This is a genomic window from Escherichia sp. 93.1518 (assembly GCF_013368915.2).
Taxonomy (GTDB): Bacteria; Pseudomonadota; Gammaproteobacteria; order Enterobacterales; family Enterobacteriaceae; genus Escherichia; species Escherichia ruysiae.
The window spans coordinates 1-20,450 of record NZ_JABWMT020000007.1; the positions used below are offsets into that span (position 1 = coordinate 1).

Annotated in this window: 21 protein-coding genes; 8 read left to right on the top strand and 13 right to left on the bottom strand. The window is 51.0% G+C overall.

What is annotated here, in order from left to right:
• Positions 1 to 157: 157 nt before the first annotated feature.
• Genes xapR through xapA form a run of 4 tightly spaced genes read right to left on the bottom strand, consistent with a single transcriptional unit; the run spans position 158 to position 3,443 of the window.
• Positions 158 to 1,042 carry a DNA-binding transcriptional regulator XapR gene (gene xapR, locus HEN21_RS06780; protein WP_000439927.1) on the bottom strand — a complete coding sequence of 295 codons (885 nt, stop codon included), beginning with the start codon at positions 1,040 to 1,042 and terminating at the stop codon, positions 158 to 160.
• A gap of 40 nt (positions 1,043 to 1,082) precedes the next feature.
• Positions 1,083 to 1,241 carry a DUF1427 family protein gene (locus HEN21_RS06785; protein WP_162521832.1) on the bottom strand — a complete coding sequence of 53 codons (159 nt, stop codon included), beginning with the start codon at positions 1,239 to 1,241 and terminating at the stop codon, positions 1,083 to 1,085.
• A 52-nt stretch (positions 1,242 to 1,293) separates the two neighbouring features.
• Positions 1,294 to 2,550 (bottom strand): xanthosine/proton symporter XapB, encoded by a 1,257-nt coding sequence (gene xapB, locus HEN21_RS06790; RefSeq protein WP_176252330.1) that lies wholly within the window; start codon positions 2,548 to 2,550, stop codon positions 1,294 to 1,296.
• Positions 2,551 to 2,609: 59 nt separating this feature from the next.
• Positions 2,610 to 3,443: a xanthosine phosphorylase gene (gene xapA, locus HEN21_RS06795; protein WP_105285187.1), complete on the bottom strand. Its 834-nt coding sequence runs from the start codon at positions 3,441 to 3,443 to the stop codon at positions 2,610 to 2,612.
• Between the two features lie 248 nt (positions 3,444 to 3,691).
• Between xapA and HEN21_RS06800 the strand changes: the two genes are divergently transcribed.
• The gene (locus tag HEN21_RS06800) at positions 3,692 to 4,450 is read left to right on the top strand and encodes a nucleoside-specific channel-forming Tsx family protein (protein ID WP_105285186.1); all 759 of its coding nucleotides are present in this window, start codon (positions 3,692 to 3,694) and stop codon (positions 4,448 to 4,450) included.
• 283 nt (positions 4,451 to 4,733) lie between these two features.
• On the top strand, positions 4,734 to 5,732 hold the full coding sequence (locus tag HEN21_RS06805; RefSeq protein ID WP_000765628.1) for a bile acid:sodium symporter family protein: 999 nt from the start codon (positions 4,734 to 4,736) through the stop codon (positions 5,730 to 5,732).
• On the opposite strand, the gene HEN21_RS06810 is transcribed toward HEN21_RS06805, so the two are convergent.
• The 3 genes from HEN21_RS06810 to zipA all read right to left on the bottom strand — a co-directional run bounded on the left by HEN21_RS06810 (position 5,729) and on the right by zipA (position 9,027).
• Positions 5,729 to 5,947, bottom strand: coding sequence for a DUF3820 family protein (locus tag HEN21_RS06810; protein WP_000410201.1), 219 nt, complete (start codon positions 5,945 to 5,947; stop codon positions 5,729 to 5,731). The two genes, HEN21_RS06805 and HEN21_RS06810, sit on opposite strands and share 4 nt — an antisense overlap.
• 1 nt (position 5,948) lies before the next feature.
• Positions 5,949 to 7,964, bottom strand: coding sequence for an NAD-dependent DNA ligase LigA (gene ligA, locus HEN21_RS06815; protein ID WP_000443722.1), 2,016 nt, complete (start codon positions 7,962 to 7,964; stop codon positions 5,949 to 5,951).
• 70 nt (positions 7,965 to 8,034) lie between these two features.
• A complete protein-coding gene (zipA, locus tag HEN21_RS06820) occupies positions 8,035 to 9,027 on the bottom strand; it encodes a cell division protein ZipA (protein ID WP_105286702.1) in 993 nt (330 codons plus the stop codon).
• Between the two features lie 229 nt (positions 9,028 to 9,256).
• Here zipA and cysZ point away from each other — a divergent pair, with 229 nt between their 5' ends.
• The 5 genes from cysZ (at position 9,257) to crr (ending at position 14,136) form a co-directional block, all read left to right on the top strand.
• On the top strand, positions 9,257 to 10,018 hold the full coding sequence (cysZ, locus tag HEN21_RS06825; protein WP_000255355.1) for a sulfate transporter CysZ: 762 nt from the start codon (positions 9,257 to 9,259) through the stop codon (positions 10,016 to 10,018).
• Between the two features lie 183 nt (positions 10,019 to 10,201).
• Positions 10,202 to 11,173: a cysteine synthase A gene (gene cysK, locus HEN21_RS06830; protein WP_000034402.1), complete on the top strand. Its 972-nt coding sequence runs from the start codon at positions 10,202 to 10,204 to the stop codon at positions 11,171 to 11,173.
• A 383-nt stretch (positions 11,174 to 11,556) separates the two neighbouring features.
• Entirely contained in the window at positions 11,557 to 11,814 is a 258-nt protein-coding gene (gene ptsH / locus HEN21_RS06835) for a phosphocarrier protein Hpr (protein WP_000487600.1), read from the top strand.
• Positions 11,815 to 11,858: 44 nt separating this feature from the next.
• Entirely contained in the window at positions 11,859 to 13,586 is a 1,728-nt protein-coding gene (gene ptsI / locus HEN21_RS06840; RefSeq protein ID WP_176252329.1) for a phosphoenolpyruvate-protein phosphotransferase PtsI, read from the top strand.
• Between the two features lie 40 nt (positions 13,587 to 13,626).
• Entirely contained in the window at positions 13,627 to 14,136 is a 510-nt protein-coding gene (crr, locus tag HEN21_RS06845; protein ID WP_000522247.1) for a PTS glucose transporter subunit IIA, read from the top strand.
• Between the two features lie 42 nt (positions 14,137 to 14,178).
• Here the strand turns inward: crr and pdxK are convergent, their stop codons facing one another.
• Positions 14,179 to 15,030 carry a pyridoxine/pyridoxal/pyridoxamine kinase gene (pdxK, locus tag HEN21_RS06850; RefSeq protein ID WP_176252328.1) on the bottom strand — a complete coding sequence of 284 codons (852 nt, stop codon included), beginning with the start codon at positions 15,028 to 15,030 and terminating at the stop codon, positions 14,179 to 14,181.
• 104 nt (positions 15,031 to 15,134) lie between these two features.
• On the opposite strand from pdxK, the gene HEN21_RS06855 reads away from it, so the two are divergent.
• Positions 15,135 to 15,503 carry a YfeK family protein gene (locus HEN21_RS06855; protein WP_176252327.1) on the top strand — a complete coding sequence of 123 codons (369 nt, stop codon included), beginning with the start codon at positions 15,135 to 15,137 and terminating at the stop codon, positions 15,501 to 15,503.
• Positions 15,504 to 15,505: 2 nt separating this feature from the next.
• Here HEN21_RS06855 and cysM read toward each other — a convergent pair whose 3' ends face one another.
• The 5 genes from cysM to cysP all read right to left on the bottom strand — a co-directional run bounded on the left by cysM (position 15,506) and on the right by cysP (position 20,362).
• On the bottom strand, positions 15,506 to 16,417 hold the full coding sequence (gene cysM, locus HEN21_RS06860; protein WP_096982585.1) for a cysteine synthase B: 912 nt from the start codon (positions 16,415 to 16,417) through the stop codon (positions 15,506 to 15,508).
• 133 nt (positions 16,418 to 16,550) lie between these two features.
• The gene (gene cysA / locus HEN21_RS06865; protein ID WP_176252326.1) at positions 16,551 to 17,648 is read right to left on the bottom strand and encodes a sulfate/thiosulfate ABC transporter ATP-binding protein CysA; all 1,098 of its coding nucleotides are present in this window, start codon (positions 17,646 to 17,648) and stop codon (positions 16,551 to 16,553) included.
• The gene (gene cysW / locus HEN21_RS06870; RefSeq protein ID WP_016249044.1) at positions 17,638 to 18,513 is read right to left on the bottom strand and encodes a sulfate/thiosulfate ABC transporter permease CysW; all 876 of its coding nucleotides are present in this window, start codon (positions 18,511 to 18,513) and stop codon (positions 17,638 to 17,640) included. The genes cysA and cysW overlap by 11 nt, the downstream gene beginning before the upstream one ends.
• Entirely contained in the window at positions 18,513 to 19,346 is an 834-nt protein-coding gene (gene cysT, locus HEN21_RS06875; RefSeq protein ID WP_000458422.1) for a sulfate/thiosulfate ABC transporter permease CysT, read from the bottom strand. The genes cysW and cysT overlap by 1 nt, the downstream gene beginning before the upstream one ends.
• On the bottom strand, positions 19,346 to 20,362 hold the full coding sequence (gene cysP / locus HEN21_RS06880; protein ID WP_000290250.1) for a thiosulfate/sulfate ABC transporter substrate-binding protein CysP: 1,017 nt from the start codon (positions 20,360 to 20,362) through the stop codon (positions 19,346 to 19,348). Before cysP ends, cysT begins: the two co-directional genes overlap by 1 nt.
• Positions 20,363 to 20,450: the final 88 nt, after the last annotated feature.

Consider the following 20,450-nt stretch of genomic DNA (forward strand, 5'->3'; position numbering starts at 1 on the left):
GAGCAGTTGACTTTTAATCAATTGGTCGCAGGTTCGAATCCTGCACGACCCACCAATGTAAAAAAGCGCCCTAAAGGCGCTTTTTTGCTATCTGCGATTTGCGAAATTGCCTGATGCGCTTCGCTTATCAGACCTACGATTTCCGGCAACTCCTCGCCTACTGTGTCAATGCTGCCAACAGCTTAACCATCGCGGGTGTCACCTGCTGCGTTTCATAAACAATATACAAATCTGCCGGGATGCGCTCTTTGAGCGGACGAAAAATGACACCAGGCCAGTTCATCTGTGCGTAGCTGTCTGCTATCAAGGTGATACCAATACCCATACTGATCATGGCCAGCACCGTTTGCGGTTCATTAACTTCGCGAATAACAACCGGTGAAAACCCCGCCTGCTGACAAACACGCTGCAAAAAATCCCAGTCAGTGTACACGGGCGGCATTGTGACAAAATACTCGTCACGTAGTGCTTCCAGCGGAACGGCGGAATATGATGAGAGGTGATGCTCTTCAGGCATCGCTACCAGAAACGCCGATTCATGCAAGCGTAAGCTGGTAAAATCTTCCGGTGGTTCTGTCGCCATTCGCCAGATCCCGGCATCGAGTTCGCGACGCTCCAACAGCGCCATTTGCATCGCAGGCATCTTTTCGCGAAACAGTACTTCAACGTTGGGGTTTTCCCTAAGAAATCGCCGCATAACCGGTCGCATCCGTCCCCACATTGCCGTTCCGACCACACCGAGTTCAATCCGCCCTGCTTCTCCCCGCCCTATTTGTTCAATCCGAGCCAACACCTGATTTGCATTCATCAGCAATCGGCGCGATTCTTCCATCAAAATTTTGCCCGCGTGTGTCAGGACGACGCTGCGCGAGTGACGAATAAAAAGCTGTGTGCCAAGTTGATTTTCCAGCTCTTTAATATGAATACTGAGCGGAGGCTGAGACATATTTAAACGCGCCGCTGCGCGGCCAAAATGTAACTCTTCCGCTACAGCAAGAAAATAACGGAGCAACTTAAGGTCTGTTCTGTAAATGCGTTCCATAATTAAGTGCTCCGTTTAATAAATATATCTTGTTAAATTATCACGGTATAAAGTATTTCACCACCAGATAACCTACATACATAAACACAATAGATAATATACCCGGCAATACATTTGGCACAGGAATAGGTAATCGCACGATTGTAAATAAAGCACCAATGCCAAAACCGACACCAGAAGAAAATAAAATATCTTTCACTAATTAACCTTTATCATAAAAGCAACCCCGAAAAACAGAGCTGCAAATCCTTTTAATATGTCATTGTTCGATGTGTTATCTTTTCAGGGTCATGGTTATATTTAAACCCAAAGAAAAATATCACTGCGAGGAAAAGAGAATATCCTGCAAACATCAGCCAGATAGTTTGCCAGTCTTTTACGCCATCTACCGAGAAGTAATCTACTGCCATACCGCTCAGAATCGAGCCGACCCACGCACCGACACCATTTACCATGGTCATAAAGAGCCCCTGTGCGCTGGCACGAATGCTGGAATCAACTTCCTGTTCGACAAAGACCGAACCGGAAATATTGAAGAAATCAAACGCGCAGCCGTAAACAATCATCGACAGCAGCAGCAAAATAAACCCGGTTGGTGACGGATCGCCATAAGCGAAGAAGCCAAAGCGTAGCGTCCAGGCCACAATACTCATAAGCATGACCGTTTTGATACCGAAACGCTTTAAAAAGAACGGAATCGTCAGAATAAAACCGACTTCAGCCATCTGTGAAACTGACAGTAAAATGGACGGATACTTCACCACGAAGCTATCAGCAAACTCCGGGTTACGAGCAAAATCATGCAGGAACGGGTTGCCAAAAACGTTGGTAATTTGCAGTACCGCGCCCAGCATCATGGCGAAGAGGAAAAAGATGGCCATGCGTGGATTTTTGAACAGGACGAAGGCATCCAGACCGAGCTTACTGGCAAGCGAAGTAGCCACTTTTTTCTGCGCAACAGGAATCTTAGGCAAAGTCAGCGCATAAGCCGACAGCAGCAGAGACGCCCCGGAAGCGATATACAGTTGCAGACTGCTCAATTCCAGATGCAGTAAGCTTACCGCCCACATCGCGATGATGAACCCCACCGTACCAAAAACGCGAATAGGCGGGAAAGCCGTCACCGGGTCAAGCCCCGCCTGGGCGAGGCAGGAATAAGAGACGCTGTTCGATAATGCGATAGTCGGCATAAATGCCATCGCATTGACTAACATCACCCAAAACATCGTATCCGGATCACTCACCGACGCCGCATAAAAAAGCACACCAGCACACACCAAGTGGCACAGCATATATGCACGTTCCGCACGCAGCCATTTATCCGCGATAATCCCCATAATGCCAGGCATAATTATCGCAGCAATCCCTTTGGAGCTGTAGACCATACCGACGTTAGCGCCGGTAAAATGAAGGGTATTAATCATGTAAGAACCGAGGGTAACCAGCCAGCTCCCCCAGATAAAATATTGCAAAAAGGACATTACCTTTAAGCGTAAAGCGATGCTCATAATCGTTTCCTTATCGCATCATGTGGCCTCACCCGTGAGGCCGTTTATTGTTGTTTTACTTAGGCAATATTGCGCAGAAAGCCGCAAATAAGGTTGATAAAGTTCTGCTTAGAGAGCTCCGCTGCTGCCAGCGTTTGGGTATGCGAGAGCTTCACGTCACTCAGACCTTCCGCCATATTGGTAATCGCAGAAACGGCCACTACCTTCAGGTCACAATGGCGTGCTGAAATAACTTCAGGCACAACGGACATTCCAACGACATCCCCGCCAATAATTTGCATCATGCGAATTTCAGCCGCCGTTTCGAAATTCGGTCCCGGATACGAAACAAACACACCTTCCGTCAGGGGGAATCCCTCTTCTTTCGCCACTTTTTGCAACAGAGCCCGGTAATCCGCATCATAGGCATTTGCCAGCGAGAAGAAGCGTTCTCCAAAACGTTCATCGTTAAGACCCACCATCGGTGTACCCGGCATGGTGTTGATGTGGTCTTTCAGCGCAACCAGACTGCCCGCCCCCACCTCCGGACGCAGTGATCCCGCCGCATTGGCGCAGAACAGCAGTTCACAACCCAGCAATTTGAAAGTACGAATCGCATCGGTCATGATGGTCATTCCACGACCTTCATAGAAATGTCCCCGACCTTTCATACATGCCACCGGAACGCCCTGGAGATGCCCCAACACCAGCTCGCCTGCATGTCCATGCACCGTACTCACCGGGAAGCCCGGCAGCTTTTCATAGGAAATGGCGACAGCGTTCTCAATCTGATCGGCCAGCGCGCCCAGCCCGGAACCTAAAATAAAAACCACTCGTGGTGTGAAATCTGGTTTATAAGCCCGGATAATATCGACGCAATACAGCGGGTTATGAGAAAAATTTGCCTGAGACATATATATCCTTTTTCTGTGGGGTTGAATCTAACGCCTTTTTATAGCGAGGTTGTCCCGGCTCTTACCAATACACTTTTTTCACGCATTCAATAGTGATTCGATATCGATGGATTTATATCTTTTCACTATTAATTCTCAGCAAAAACTGTATTGGTGATACTCACTCCCTTGCATTAACAATATGCCGTTTTTAAGCAACCATTTTATTAAGCAATCTACTAATAACGATCGGCATAGGGATTTATGCTATGAAAAAACATCTTCTGACTCTTTCCTCTTTATTAGCCATACCTGTTATATCTCATGCAGAATTTAAAAGTGGATTTGCAGATATCGGCGTGCATTACCTGGACTGGACCAGCAGAACCACTGAGAAATCGTCGACCAAATCACACAAAGATGATTTTGGTTATCTTGAACTGGAAGGCGGCGCTAACTTTAGTTGGGGAGAAATGTACGGGTTCTTCGACTGGGAAAATTTTTATAACGACCGCCACGATAAACCAGGTAGCGAGCAGCGTTATACCTTTAAAAATACCAACCGCATTTACCTGGGCGATACCGGATTTAATCTCTACCTGCACGCGTATGGCACCTACGGTTCTGCAAATCGTGTGAATTTCCACGATGATATGTTCCTGTACGGTATCGGCTACAACTTTACTGGCAAGGGGTGGTGGTTCAAACCGTTCTTCGCTAAACGCTATACGGATCAAACCTATTACACTGGCGATAACGGTTACGTGGCAGGTTGGGTTGCGGGTTACAGCTTTATGCTGGGCAGAGAGAAATTCACCCTCACCAACTGGAACGAGTACGAGTTTGATCGTGATGCCACCTACGCAGCAGGTAATGGCGGTAAAGAAGGGCTGAACGGTGCGGTCGCCCTCTGGTGGAACGCTACCGCGAAAATCACCGCAGGCATTCAGTATCGCTACGCGGATGACAAGCTGGGAGAAGCCTGGTATCAGGACGCCATCATTTACTCGGTCAAATTTAACTTCTGAACCATTTCTGCCGGGATTCCCGGCAGAAATACATAACACGATATATGATACAACGAATCCCCTTCTCGCCCTGCCATCACTATTCTCCTTGTTCTTGCTCCACGTCCTCTAATGCTTCAGCAGTTGTTGAAAGTGACCGGTTCTTCCTGCGCTACTGTGACGAAAACATTTAATTGTTTTAATGAGTCATTCATCTATTTTCTTCATGAATGAATGCAATAAATCAATTTTATTTCTCAAACTGAAAGAAGCACAATAGCACCATCGATCATCTGGAGTCTTTATGAAACTTTTTCGTATCCTCGATCCTTTCACCTTAACCCTGGTCACGGTGGTGTTACTGGCTTCTTTCTTTCCGGCCAGAGGCGGTTTTGTCCCCTTCTTTGAAAATCTGACCACGGCAGCCATTGCCCTGTTGTTCTTTATGCACGGCGCGAAGTTGTCGCGAGAGGCTATTATTGCAGGCGGTAGTCACTGGCGACTGCATTTGTGGGTGATGTGCAGTACCTTCGTGCTGTTTCCGGTTCTGGGCGTGTTGTTTGCCTGGTGGAAACCCGTAAACGTCGATCCCATGCTCTATTCCGGCTTTCTCTATCTTTGCATTCTCCCTGCCACCGTGCAGTCTGCAATCGCTTTTACTTCGATGGCGGGCGGTAACGTCGCGGCGGCCGTTTGTTCTGCATCAGCATCCAGCCTGCTGGGTATTTTCCTTTCGCCATTGCTGGTTGGTCTGGTGATGAATGTTCACGGTGCAGAGGGCAGCCTTGAGCAGGTCGGTAAGATTATGCTGCAGCTGTTACTACCTTTTGTGTTGGGGCATCTTTCTCGCCCGTGGATTGGCAACTGGGTGGCGCGCAATAAAAAGTGGATTGCGAAAACTGACCAGACCTCCATTCTGTTGGTGGTCTATACGGCGTTCAGCGAAGCCGTCGTTAACGGCATCTGGCACAAAGTCGGCTGGGGATCGTTGCTGTTTATCGTGGTGGTCAGCTGCGTGCTGTTGGCTATCGTGATTGTGATTAACGTCTTTATGGCACGCCGACTAGGTTTCAATAAAGCGGATGAGATAACGATTGTCTTCTGTGGTTCGAAAAAGAGCCTGGCGAATGGTATTCCGATGGCGAACATTCTGTTCCCAACGTCAGTTATCGGTATGATGGTGCTACCACTGATGATTTTCCATCAGATCCAGCTGATGGTTTGCGCGGTGCTGGCGCGTCGTTATAAGCGCCAGACCGAGCAACTACAGGCGCAGCAGGAAAGCCACGCTGGGAAGATTTAAAGCGGTCGTTTCAGGGGCTGAACCAGTTGCGTCAGCCCCTCGGTTTTAATCAGCAGCGTGATTTGCATTAGCTCACCGAGTTTTCCCGCCGGGAACTCATCCTTGCGGGCAAACCACAAAAGATACTCTTCCGGCAGGTCGATTAAGCGACGCCCTTTATACTTGCCAAACGGCATTATCGTATTGGCTATTTCAATCAGCTGCTCTTTTTCCATCTCAGTTACCCAGCAAACGTAGCATTTCAGCTTCGTCGATCACTTCAATGCCCAATTCCTGCGCTTTCGCCAGTTTAGAACCTGCGGCTTCTCCGGCGATCACCAGATCGGTTTTCTTCGACACGCTGCCCGCAACTTTCGCGCCCAGTTCGACCAGGCGAGCTTTAGCGTCATCACGCGACATCTGACTTAAGCTACCGGTGAGCACCACGGTTTTACCGGCAAACGGACTGTCGATCTCTTCAGCGTTGATGACGACCGGCGCAGGCCAGCGAACGCCTTCCGCTAACAGCTCGCTGATGACATTGCGGTTACTGTCTTCGGCAAAGAAGTTATGAACATGGGATGCAACGACAATTCCGACATCGGGAACTTTTTGCAGCTCTTCAATCGAGGCTGCTTCCAGTGCTTCCAGCGTGCCGAAATATGCCGCCAGACCTGCTGCAGTGGCCTCGCCGACTTCGCGGATGCCAAGCGCATAAAGGAAGCGGGAAAAGGTGGTTTCTTTCGCGTTTTCCAGCGCGTTAACCACGTTTTGCGCTGATTTCGGCCCCATTCTCTCCAGTCCGGTCAGTTTGCCTGCGGTGAGTTTGAACAGGTCAGCAGGTGTGTGGACGTACTCTTTTTCGACAAGCTGGTCGATGATTTTGTCACCCATACCGTCAACGTCCATCGCGCGGCGGGAAACAAAATGTTTCAGCGACTCTTTACGCTGAGCGCCGCAAATCAGGCCACCAGTACAGCGGGCGACTGCTTCTCCTTCCACACGTTCAACATCAGAACCACATACCGGACAATGCGTCGGAAATACAACCTCACGGGTATCTTCCGGGCGTTCAGAAAGCACTACGTTAACCACCTGCGGGATCACATCGCCAGCGCGGCGGATCACCACCTTATCGCCAATACGTAAACCAAGACGTTCGATTTCATCGGCATTGTGTAAGGTAGCATTGCTCACCAGCACACCTGCAACATGTACAGGTTCCAGACGCGCAACGGGCGTAATAGCGCCGGTACGTCCAACCTGAAACTCAACGTCGCGCACGAAAGTCATCTGTTCCTGCGCCGGGAATTTAAACGCCACTGCCCAGCGCGGGGCACGTGAAACAAAGCCAAGCTGTTCCTGCTGCGCCAGTGAGTTGACTTTAATCACCACGCCGTCGATATCAAAGCCCAACGTCGGGCGGTCTTCTTCAACTTTGTGATAAAACGCCAGCACCTCTTCTGCCGATTCACATAACGTGACACGATCGCTGACCGGTAATCCCCACTTTTTAAATTGCATTAAACGGCCAAGATGGGTGTCAGGCAGCTCGCCGCCTTCCAGTACACCAACGCCGTAGCAGAAGAAAGTGAGCGGTCGCTTCGCCGTGATACGTGGATCAAGCTGACGCAGCGAACCTGCCGCCGCATTACGTGGGTTAGCAAATACTTTCCCGCCCGTGCGTCGCGCCTCTTCGTTGATCTTTTCGAATCCCGCTTGCGGCAGGAATACTTCACCACGTACTTCCAGGCGCGCCGGGATATTCTCACCATGCAATTTCAACGGAATAGCGCGGATAGTACGGACGTTAGACGTAATGTCTTCTCCGGTGGTGCCATCGCCACGGGTCGCCGCACTGACCAGAACGCCATTCTCATACAGAATGCTGACGGCAAGACCATCCAGCTTCAGCTCACAGCACCAGGTGACTTTTTCGTTACTTTTCAGACGATCCAGTACGCGTTTGTTGAAGGCGAGAAAACTCTCTTCATCAAAAACGTTGTCCAACGACAGCATCGGAACTTCATGACGAATCTGGCTGAAGGCTGCCAGCGGTGCTGCGCCTACGCGCTGGGTTGGTGAATCCGGGGTAATGAGTTCCGGATGTTTTGCTTCCAGCTCGCGCAGCTCACGCATCAGCCTGTCGTATTCAGCGTCGGGAATTTCCGGCGCATCCATCACATGATAAAGATATTCATGATGGCGAAGCGTCGTTCGCAGTTCTGTGAGTTGTCTTTCGATTGATTCCATATCGCACCATCAATGCTAAAAACCCCCGACAAGCGGGGGTTCGAAGAAGAGTTAATTTGCCTTAAGTGTATCAGGCGTTAGCGTCTTTCACTTCGCGGATGATGTCCTGATACTCGCGCAGTTTCTGCGGAGTCATCATACGGCGCTGATCGTCAAGAACCACGCCACCGACTTCATCAGCGATATGCTGCGCAGATTGCAGCATCAGCTTGAAGTTTTGCAGTTCATCACCATAAGACGGAACCTGCATAAAGATAGTGACGCCAGGAGTGGTGAAATCCTTCATTTCAGGATCGAATGTTCCCGGTTTCACCATATTCGCCAGGCTGAATAACGCAGGGCCACTGCCGTCAGGGCTAAGATGACGATGGTAAATATTCATATCGCCAAAGATGAAGCCCGCCTGCTGAATGCTGTTAAGAAGCAGTTCACCATTAAGCTCACTACCGTGATGCGCCGCAACGTTCATAATGATCACCGCTTCTTTGCGTTTCGGCTTATCCATGACAGGCGCCGGTTCATTTACAGGTTCAGGCTGCGGTGCCGCTACGGGTTCTGCAACCTGGAAAGCCTGCTGCGCTGGTTGGGGCACTGGCTGCGTCGGTTGTGGAGCTGGCGGTACATGCGAAACAACTGGCTGTTCAGGCTGCGGCTGGTAGGCCGGCTGCTGAACTGGCTGCGGTTGCTGAACCGGCTGCGCTGAATGCGGAGCATGTTGCGGCGCTACCTGCGCTTCAGGCGGCTGCTGAACCGGTTGACGCGGCTGCGCAGACGCATAAGGCGGTTGGTACTGGTGTTGCGGCGACGGACGAGCAGCCTCATGCTCCTGGGCGTTAGCCGGGGCATGATTTACGCGGTGAACACGAACCTCACCAACGCCCTCATCATCTTCGACATCCTCGTCATAAGAATCGTCGTCACGTTTTGACTTCATTCGTTTTAATGGCCGATCGCGGAACATAGAAGATCGTTCTTTACGGCTGGTCCAGAAACCATGTACCAGTAAAGCGATTATGGCGATCGCGCCAACAATGATTAATATCAGACGCAAATCCTGCATCATTATATTCTCTGTTGTTCTAACACCTTGCCACCACGGCAAACATTTACTCACTAAGAGTATTTGCCGATTACCTCGAGTGCAAGTGCACTCTTAACTTTCACAGCACAAAGATAGATGAAATCGTGCTTTTTGCTGTTTTTTCGAACATATCCTAACTGTCCATTGCGCAATTAGTCGGTAAAATACGCAGAATTTTCCTGGGATTGGTCAAAAGGAGCATCTCCTGATTATGGTTTCAACATACACATCTTCCCCACGCAGCGGTTTTTACTATTTTGCGCAAGGCTGGAAGCTCGTCTCGCAACCCGGGATTCGGCGTTTTGTCATTTTACCTCTGTTAGTCAATATTTTGTTGATGGGAAGTGCATTCTGGTGGCTCTTTACCCAACTGGATGTCTGGATCCCATCATTAATGAGCCACGTGCCTGACTGGCTGCAATGGTTAAGCTATTTGCTGTGGCCTGTCGCGGTTCTCTCCGTGCTACTGATTTTTGGCTATTTTTTCTCAACTATTGCGAACTGGATTGCCGCGCCATTTAACGGTTTATTGGCTGAACAGCTGGAAGCAAGGCTGACAGGCGCTACGCCGCCGGATACCGGAATTTTTGGCATCATGAAAGATGTGCCGCGAATTATGAAACGCGAATGGCAAAAATTTGCGTGGTATTTGCCACGCGCCATCGTATTGCTGATCCTCTACTTCATCCCGGGCATCGGGCAAACCGTCGCGCCAGTGTTGTGGTTCCTGTTCAGCGCCTGGATGTTAGCCATTCAGTACTGCGACTATCCGTTCGACAACCACAAAGTGCCGTTCAAAGAGATGCGCACTGCCCTGCGCACGCGCAAAATCACCAATATGCAGTTTGGCGCATTAACGAGTCTGTTCACGATGATCCCGGTGCTCAACCTGTTCATCATGCCGGTGGCCGTCTGTGGCGCGACAGCGATGTGGGTCGATTGCTATCGCGCTAAACATGCATTATGGCGGTAACAATCTTCCGGTTGTTTTGTAAACTTTTTGTATGAAACAGGGGTGGCTTATGCCACCCTTATTCCATCTTGCAAGCCATTATTTCCCTTCTGTATATAGATATGCTAAATCCTTACTTCCGCATATTCTCTGAGCGGGTATGCTACCTGTTGTATCCCAATTTCATACAGTTAAGGACAGGCCATGAGTAAGATTTTTGAAGATAACTCGCTGACTATCGGTCACACACCGCTGGTTCGCCTGAATCGCATCGGTAACGGACGTATTCTGGCGAAGGTGGAATCTCGTAACCCCAGCTTCAGCGTTAAGTGCCGTATCGGTGCCAATATGATTTGGGATGCCGAAAAACGCGGCGTGCTGAAACCCGGCGTTGAACTGGTTGAACCCACCAGCGGCAACACTGGTATTGCTCTGGCTTATGTGGCAGCCGCTCGCGGTTATAAACTCACTCTGACCATGCCAGAGACAATGAGTATTGAACGTCGCAAACTGCTGAAAGCCCTGGGCGCAAACCTGGTACTGACTGAAGGCGCGAAAGGCATGAAAGGCGCGATTCAAAAAGCAGAAGAAATTGTCGCCAGTAACCCAGAGAAATACCTGCTGCTGCAACAATTCAGCAACCCGGCGAATCCGGAAATTCATGAAAAAACCACCGGTCCGGAGATCTGGGAAGATACCGACGGTCAGGTTGATGTATTTATTGCGGGTGTCGGTACTGGCGGTACGCTGACCGGCGTTAGCCGCTACATTAAAGGCACCAAAGGCAAGACTGATCTCATCTCTGTCGCCGTTGAGCCAACCGATTCTCCCGTCATCGCCCAGGCGCTGGCAGGTGAAGAAATCAAACCCGGCCCGCATAAAATCCAGGGCATCGGCGCTGGCTTTATCCCGGCGAACCTTGATCTCAAACTGGTCGATAAAGTTATTGGCATCACCAATGAAGAAGCTATCTCTACTGCACGTCGTTTAATGGAAGAAGAAGGCATTCTTGCCGGAATCTCCTCCGGCGCGGCGGTTGCTGCGGCGTTGAAACTACAAGAAGATGAAAGCTTTACCAATAAGAATATTGTGGTTATTCTGCCATCATCGGGTGAGCGTTATTTAAGCACCGCATTATTTGCCGATCTCTTTACCGAAAAAGAATTGCAACAGTAATGCCAGGTTGTTAAAAATGCGTAAAAAAGCACCTTTTCAGGTGCTTTTTTGTGGCCTACTTCAAATTTTAGCCTCTCCTGGCATTGATTCAGCCTGTCGGAACTGGTATTTAACCTGACTAATTATTTTGATGCGCGAAATTAATCGTTACAGGAAAAGCCTTAGCTGAATCGATTTTATGATTTGGTTCAATTCTTCCTTTAGCGGCATAATGTTTAATGATGAACGAAACGTCAGCGGTCAATATCCGCCAGCAATGGACTGTACAGAACACTTCGTGCGTCGCGTCTGTTAAAAACTGGCGCTAACAATACAGGCTAAAGTCAAACCGCCAGGCTAGACTTTAGTTCCACAACACTAAACCTATAAGTTGGGGAAATACAATGTTCCAGCAAGAAGTTACCATTACCGCTCCGAACGGTCTGCACACCCGCCCTGCTGCCCAGTTTGTAAAAGAAGCTAAGGGCTTCACTTCTGAAATTACTGTGACTTCCAACGGCAAAAGCGCCAGCGCAAAAAGCCTGTTTAAACTGCAGACTCTGGGCCTGACTCAAGGGACCGTTGTGACTATCTCCGCTGAAGGCGAAGACGAGCAGAAAGCGGTTGAACATCTGGTTAAACTGATGGCGGAACTCGAGTAATTTCCCGGGTTCTTTTAAAAATCAGTCACAAGTAAGGTAGGGTTATGATTTCAGGCATTTTAGCATCCCCGGGTATCGCTTTCGGTAAAGCTCTGCTTCTGAAAGAAGACGAAATCGTCATTGACCGGAAAAAAATTTCTGCCGACCAGGTTGATCAGGAAGTTGAACGTTTTCTGAGCGGTCGTGCCAAGGCATCAGCCCAGCTGGAAACGATCAAAACGAAAGCTGGTGAAACGTTCGGTGAAGAAAAAGAAGCCATCTTTGAAGGGCATATTATGCTGCTCGAAGATGAGGAGCTGGAGCAGGAAATCATAGCCCTGATTAAAGATAAGCACATGACGGCTGACGCAGCTGCTCATGAAGTTATTGAAGGTCAGGCTTCTGCCCTGGAAGAACTGGATGATGAATACCTGAAAGAGCGTGCGGCTGACGTGCGTGATATCGGTAAGCGCCTGCTGCGCAACATCCTGGGTCTGAAGATTATCGATCTGAGCGCCATTCAGGATGAAGTCATTCTGGTTGCCGCTGACCTGACACCGTCCGAAACCGCACAGTTGAACCTGAAGAAGGTACTGGGTTTCATCACCGACGCAGGTGGCCGTACTTCCCACACTTCTATTATGGCGCGTTCTCTGGAGCTGCCGGCCATCGTGGGTACTGGTAGCGTCACTTCGCAGGTGAAAAATGACGACTATCTGATTCTGGATGCCGTAAATAATCAGGTTTACGTCAATCCAACCAACGAAGTTATCGATAAATTGCGCTCTGTTCAGGAGCAAGTTGCTTCTGAAAAAGCAGAGCTTGCTAAACTGAAAGATCTCCCGGCTATTACGCTGGACGGTCACCAGGTAGAAGTGTGCGCTAACATCGGTACTGTTCGTGATGTTGAAGGTGCAGAACGTAACGGCGCTGAAGGCGTTGGTCTGTATCGTACCGAATTCTTGTTCATGGACCGCGACGCGCTGCCAACAGAAGAAGAACAGTTTGCTGCCTATAAAGCAGTTGCTGAAGCGTGTGGTTCGCAGGCTGTTATCGTTCGTACCATGGACATTGGCGGCGACAAAGAGCTGCCGTACATGAACTTCCCGAAAGAAGAGAACCCGTTCCTCGGCTGGCGTGCTATCCGTATCGCGATGGATCGCAAAGAGATCCTGCGCGATCAGCTCCGCGCTATCCTGCGTGCCTCTGCTTTCGGTAAATTGCGCATCATGTTCCCGATGATCATCTCTGTCGAAGAAGTACGCGCTCTGCGCAAAGAGATCGAAATCTACAAACAGGAACTGCGCGACGAAGGTAAAGCGTTTGACGAATCAATTGAAATTGGCGTGATGGTGGAAACACCGGCTGCCGCAACAATTGCGCGTCATTTAGCCAAAGAAGTTGATTTCTTTAGTATCGGCACCAATGATTTAACGCAGTACACTCTGGCAGTTGACCGTGGTAATGATATGATTTCACACCTTTACCAGCCAATGTCACCGTCCGTGCTGAACTTGATCAAGCAAGTTATTGATGCTTCTCATGCTGAAGGCAAATGGACTGGCATGTGTGGTGAGCTTGCTGGCGATGAACGTGCTACACTTCTGTTGCTGGGGATGGGTCTGGACGAATTCTCTATGAGCGCCATTTCTATCCCGCGCATTAAGAAGATTATCCGTAACACGAACTTCGAAGATGCGAAGGTGTTAGCAGAGCAGGCTCTTGCTCAACCGACAACGGACGAGTTAATGACGCTGGTTAACAAGTTCATTGAAGAAAAAACAATCTGCTAATCCACGAGATGCGGCCCAATTTACTGCTTAGGAGAAGATCATGGGTTTGTTCGATAAACTGAAATCTCTGGTTTCCGATGACAAAAAGGATACCGGAACTATTGAGATCATTGCTCCGCTCTCTGGCGAGATCGTCAATATCGAAGACGTGCCGGATGTCGTTTTTGCGGAAAAAATCGTTGGTGATGGCATTGCTATCAAACCGACTGGTAACAAAATGGTCGCTCCGGTTGACGGCACCATTGGTAAAATCTTTGAAACCAACCACGCGTTCTCTATCGAATCCGATAGCGGCGTTGAGCTGTTCGTCCACTTCGGTATCGACACCGTTGAACTGAAAGGCGAAGGCTTCAAGCGTATTGCTGAAGAAGGTCAGCGCGTGAAAGTTGGCGATACGGTTATTGAATTCGATCTGCCGCTGCTGGAAGAGAAAGCCAAGTCTACCCTGACTCCGGTTGTTATCTCCAACATGGACGAAATCAAAGAACTGATCAAACTGTCCGGTAGCGTAACTGTGGGTGAAACCCCGGTTATCCGCATCAAGAAGTAATTCTTGCCGCAATGAAAAATGGCGCCCATCGGCGCCATTTTTTTATGCTTCTAACAGCGGCGGCAAAATCAATTCATCGCTCTCATGCTGCTGGGTATAACGCATTACCTCCAGCACACGTAAGCCCGCGCTGTGTACTGCGTCGGTTAACGCCTTCCCTTTCAGTAATCCACTAATAAGCTGGGCGCAAAACAGATCGCCAGTACCTTTCAAGTCGGTTTTTACCCGTGAATGGGAAATGACATTCACGCTGTCGGCACTGACCACCACCACCTGCATCTCCTGATGTTCTTCATTACCGGAGGCGCTGGTAACCACCACCCATTTTAATGTCTCTGAAAGCAGGCTTTTTGCAGCAGCAATGGAGCTGTCGAGGTCACGACAATTTTTACCGGTCAGGATTTCCAGCTCAAAGATATTTGGCGTAATCCCCTGCGCCAGCGGCAGTAAATATTGCCGATACGCATCGGGAAGATCAGCTTTGACGTAAATACCGCTATCAATATCGCCAATCACCGGATCAACCATAATCAGCAAGTCAGGATGCTCTTCGCATAAGGCTGTCAGCCATTCAGCAAGGATTTTGATTTGCGATGCCGTCCCCATATAGCCCGTGGTAACAGCGCGAAGTTGGCGCAGCGCATCACGCTCCTGAAGCGCACGCAAATAGCCACTAAACCATTCGTCCGGAATCGCACCACCATAGAATGTGTCATAATGCGGCGTATTGCTCAGCAACACGGTCGGCACGGCAAAGACATTCAGGCCGTTCTGTTTAATCGCAGGCACGGCGATGCTGTTGCCTACGCTGCCATACACCACCTGCGACTGCACGGCGACAATATCCGCCTGCAGCGCCCTGCTCTTATCGTTAAACAACAACAAACTACTCATTTAGTTTTTTCTCCTTGCCGATGATCCCCATCGTATTCCAACCGAAACTTTACCTGATTCTGGCAGTCAAATCGGCTATCACAAAACAAGGATAAGGTAATTCAATGAAGAAAATCATTTGTCTGGTCATTACGCTGTTAATGGCACTCCCCACTTACGCGAAGTTAACAGCCCATGAAGAAGCCCGCATCAACGCCATGCTCGAGGGATTAGCACAGAAAAAGGATTTGATATTTGTGCGCAACGGCGATGAACACACCTGCGATGAAGCGGTTTCCCATCTGCGTCTGAAGCTGGGCAATACCCGTAATCGTATTGATACTGCCGAGCAATTTATTGATAAGGTTGCCTCGTCATCATCGATTGCCGGAAAGCCTTACATTGTGAAGATCACTGGTAAGAGCGATGAAAACGCGCAACCTTTTTTACATACGTTAATTGCCCAGACGGATAAAACAGTACCTGCGCAATAAACTCAAATCCCCGCCCCCTGGCTAAAGTGCTCTTCGCCAAATACGCCAGTGGAAAGGTAGCGATCGCCGCGATCGCAGATGATCGCTACCACCACCGCGCCAGGGTTGGCTTTTGCCACGCGTAGCGCGCCTGCAACGGCACCGCCGGAGCTAACACCGCAGAAAATACCTTCCCGCACCGCCAGTTCGCGCATGGTGTTTTCCGCATCGCGCTGATGAATATCCAGCACCTCATCCACCAGCGAGGCGTTGAAAATCCCCGGCAGATATTCCGCTGGCCAGCGGCGAATCCCCGGAATACTGCTGCCCTCTTCTGGCTGCAGGCCAACAATGGTCACCGGTTTGGATTGTTCACGCATAAACCGTGACACACCGGTAATGGTGCCGGTTGTCCCCATGCTGGAAACAAAATGGGTAATGCGCCCACCGGTCTGCTGCCAGATTTCCGGCCCGGTGGTGGTGTAATGGGCGTAGGGGTTATCGGGGTTGTTGAACTGATCAAGCAACTTGCCTTCGCCCCGGTTCGCCATTTCCAGCGCCAGATCGCGCGCACCTTCCATGCCCTGTTCTTTGGTGACAAGAATCAGCTCCGCACCGTAGGCACGCATCGCCGCTCGGCGTTCCTGGCTCATGTTGTCAGGCATCAGCAATTTCATGCGATAGCCTTTTAGCGCGGCGATCATTGCCAGCGCAATGCCGGTGTTACCGCTGGTGGCTTCAATTAACACATCGCCCGGTTTAATTTCTCCGCGTTTTTCCGCCTCGACAATCATCGATAGCGCCGCGCGATCTTTCACCGAACCTGCCGGATTATTACCTTCCAGCTTTAACCAGACTTCACTGCCGTTATCCGCCCCCATTCGCTGTAATTTCACCAGAGGCGTATTGCCAATTGTTTGTTCTAATGTACTCACGATCTCTGTCCATACGTGGTGTTGCCTGATGCGACGCTTGCGTGTCTTATCAGGCCTACAGGTTACAAACCTTGCCATTAAAAAGCCCGGATCGCGGGAAGCGCCTCCGGGCGTTTAACATTCACTCAACCTATCAGGCGCTTTGTGCGAGGGCAAGTTCCTCATCGCGGGTTTCAATACGCTCGTCGCCGTTATACAGCCGCGCATGTTGCAGCCCGACGAACAAACGATCGCCGCGCTGCGGAGCATCGTCACCACGCATAACCACAGTTAGCGGGTCGTCATACCATCCCAGCGGCTGCACCACTAATTGGGTGTAGTGGCCTTTCGGGCTGGCTTCCAGTACCTGAACCGGCAGCGGCGAATCGAGGCTGGTACGGCGGCTGATATCCACTTCCCACGGGCGCAGGAAGAGATCCACCGGCCCCTGATACGCAGGCGTGTAGCCCAGCGGCCAGCGATGTGCGCCAACGTGGAACTGCCCACCACGAATGGTGCCACGCAGACGGTTCACTTCGCCCATAAATTCGAGCACAAAACGGGTCGCCGGTTCGCGCCAGACCTGATCCGGTTCATCGGCCTGTTCGATATTGCCCTGGCTCATCACCACCACGCGGTTGGCGACTTCCATCGCCTCTTCCTGGTCGTGGGTAACGAACACGCTGGTGAATTTCAGTTCTTCATGCAGTTGGCGCAGCCAGCGACGCAGCTCTTTACGCACTTGCGCATCCAGAGCGCCAAACGGTTCATCGAGCAGCAGGATTTGCGGTTCCACAGCCAGCGCACGCGCCAGTGCCACACGCTGCTTCTGACCGCCGGAAAGCTGCGCCGGATAACGATCCGCCAGATGCGCAAGCTGCACCATCTCCAGCAATTTTGTCACTTTTGCTTTGATCGCCACCGCATTCGGACGCTCGCGACGCGGTAGCACCGTCAGGCCGAAAGCGATATTGTCGAATACCGTCATATGGCGGAACAGCGCGTAATGCTGGAACACAAAACCGACTTTACGGTCGCGCGCGTGCAGGCGGCTGACGTCGGTGCCGTGGAAGCGAATATGCCCGCTGGTTTGATGCTCCAGCCCGGCGATAATGCGCAGCAGCGTAGTTTTCCCTGAGCCGGACGGCCCCAGCAACGCGACCATCTGACCAGAAGGAATATCCAGTGAGATATCGTTCAGCACCTGGGTGCGACCAAAAGACTTCTTAATATTGGCAATCTCAATGCTCATGATGTTCCTCCTGCTGCGCGCGTTTTTCCTGATTTTCCAGGCGCCACTGCAACATACTCTTTAAAAACAGGGTGATAATCGCCATCAGCGTCAACAACGCGGCGGCGGTAAAGGAGCCTACGGCGTTGTAGTCCTGCTCCAGCAATTCAATCTGTAACGGCAGCGACAGGGTTTCGCCGCGAATCGAGCCGGAAACTACCGACACCGCGCCAAACTCGCCAATCGCGCGGGCGTTGGTCAGCACCACGCCGTAAAGAAGCGCCCAGCGAATATTCGGTAATGTGACGCGACGGAACATCTGCCAGCCGGACGCACCAAGCAAAATCGCCGCTTCGTCCTCCTGGCTGCCCTGGCTTAACATCACCGGCACCAGCTCGCGCACTACAAACGGGCAGGTGACAAAAATCGTCACCAGCACCATTCCCGGCCAGGAGAACATAATTTGCAGGTTATGCTCGTCGAGCCAACCGCCAAGCGGGCCATTGGAGCCGTAGAACAGCAGATAAACCAGACCGGCAACCACCGGTGACACGGCAAACGGAATATCCAGCAGCGTCAGCAGCAACTGGCGTCCGGGGAAGTTAAAGCGCGTCACCAGCCACGCCAGCAGAATGCCGAACACCAGGTTTACCGGCACGGCAATCAGCGCGATCATCACCGTCAGCCAGATGGCGTGCAGCATGTCCGGGTCGGCCAGATTCTGTAAAACCGGCATCAACCCTTTGCTGAATGCCTGCACGAAGATGTAAATCATCGGCACCAGCAGAATGAACGCCGATACCAGCATCCCGATGCCAATCAGAAACCATTTGCCCCAGTTAATCGGGCGCGCGTCATAACGCTTCAATTGGGTAACTTCCGCCATTAATGACCTACCACACGCCGACCAAAGCGACTTTGCAGAGTGTTAATTGAGAACAGCAGCAGCAGTGATGCCGCGAGGATCACCGAGGCAATCGCGCTCGCCGCCGGGTAATCAAACTCCTGTAACCGCACAAAAATCATCAGCGACGTCACTTCCGTCTTCCAAGCGATATTCCCGGCGATAAAAATCACCGCGCCAAACTCACCAAGACTGCGGGTAAACGACAGCGCCACGCCCGCCACCAGCGCCGGAGAAAGTTCCGGCAGCACCACTTTGCAGAAACTCTGCCAGCGCGTTGCACCGAGCGTTTCCGCCGCTTCTTCATATTCCGGGCCTAACTCTTCCAGCACTGGCTGCACCGTGCGCACCACAAACGGGATGCTGGTAAAGGCCATCGCCACCGCAATCCCAAGCCAGGTGTAGGTGACTTTGATATCAAATTTTGCCAGCCACTCGCCGTAAAAGCCGTTCACGGAAAAGAGCGAGGCCAGCGTTAAACCCGCGACCGCCGTCGGTAGCGCAAAGGGTAAATCCATCAGTGCATCAAGCAGAGTGCGCCCCGGAAAGCGGTAGCGGGTTAAGATCCACGCCATCAGCAGACCGAAAACACCGTTAAAAATCGACGCCACAAACGCCGACAGCAATGTTACTTTGTAGGCCGCGACCACCTGCGGGTTGGTGACCACCTCCCAGTACTGCGCCCAGCTCATCTCAGAAAGCTGCATCACCAGCGCGGAGAGCGGCAGCAGCAAAATCAGGCAGACAAACAGCAGACTGGTGCCGAGGCTTAAGGTAAAGCCCGGCAGCACGCGTCTGGAGGAGACGGCAAACATCAGTTACGCCCCGCCGCTAACAGCTTGTCTAACTCGCCGCCGCTGGTGAAGTGGGTTTTCATCACTTCCGGCCAGGAGCCAAATTTATCTTCCACGCGGAACAGCTCGGTCTGCGGGAATTTGTCTTTCAGTTTGTCCATGACTTCCGGGTTATTTACGCGATAGTAGTAGTCGGTGATGATGGTTTGCGCCTGCGGGCTGTAGAGCCAGTTCAGATAGGCTTTTGCTGCTTTTTCCGTGCCGTTGGCCTGCACGTTTTTATCCACCCACGCCACCGGGAATTCCGCCAGAATGTTGGTTTTCGGAATCACCACTTCAAAGCCCTGCGCTTCATACTGCTTACGGATGTTGTTCACTTCCGATTCGAAGCTGATCAGCACATCGCCCAGACCGCGCTCGGCAAAGGTGGTGGTCGCGCCACGACCTCCGGTATCGAACACTTCGACGTTCTTCAGGAACTGGGTCATAAACTGTTCGGTTTTGGCTTTATCGCCACCGTCGGCTTTATCCGCTGCGCCCCATGCTGCAAGGTAGGTGTAACGCGCGTTACCGGAGGTTTTCGGGTTCGGGAAAATCAGCTTCACGTCGGAGCGCACCAAATCGTTCCAGTCGTGGATATTCTTCGGGTTGCCCTTACGCACCAGGAAGCCCATGGTGGAGTAGAACGGTGAGCTGTTATTCGGCAAACGCGACTGCCAGTCGGCCGGGATCAGTTTGCCTTTGTCATGCAGGATTTGTACGTCGGTCACCTGGTTATAAGTGACAACGTCTGCTTTCAAGCCCTGCAAAATTGCCAGCGCCTGTTTTGATGACCCGGCATGAGATTGTTTAATCGTCAGTTTGTCGCCAGCGTTATCTTTTGCCCACTGCTGTTCAAACGGGGTATTCAGGGCGGCAAACAGCTCGCGGGAGACGTCATAAGAACTGTTCAGCAGTTCCGTTGCCTGCACGTGACCAGCCAGCAGCAGAGAAGCGACCAGCGCGAGAGAGTTCTTTTTCAGTAAGTTAACGGCCATTGCGCACCCTTATATATTTAATGACTTTCTAATAGCCATCATATTTATAACGGGCATGAAAGGAGTAACGGTTTTATATACCGTTTGG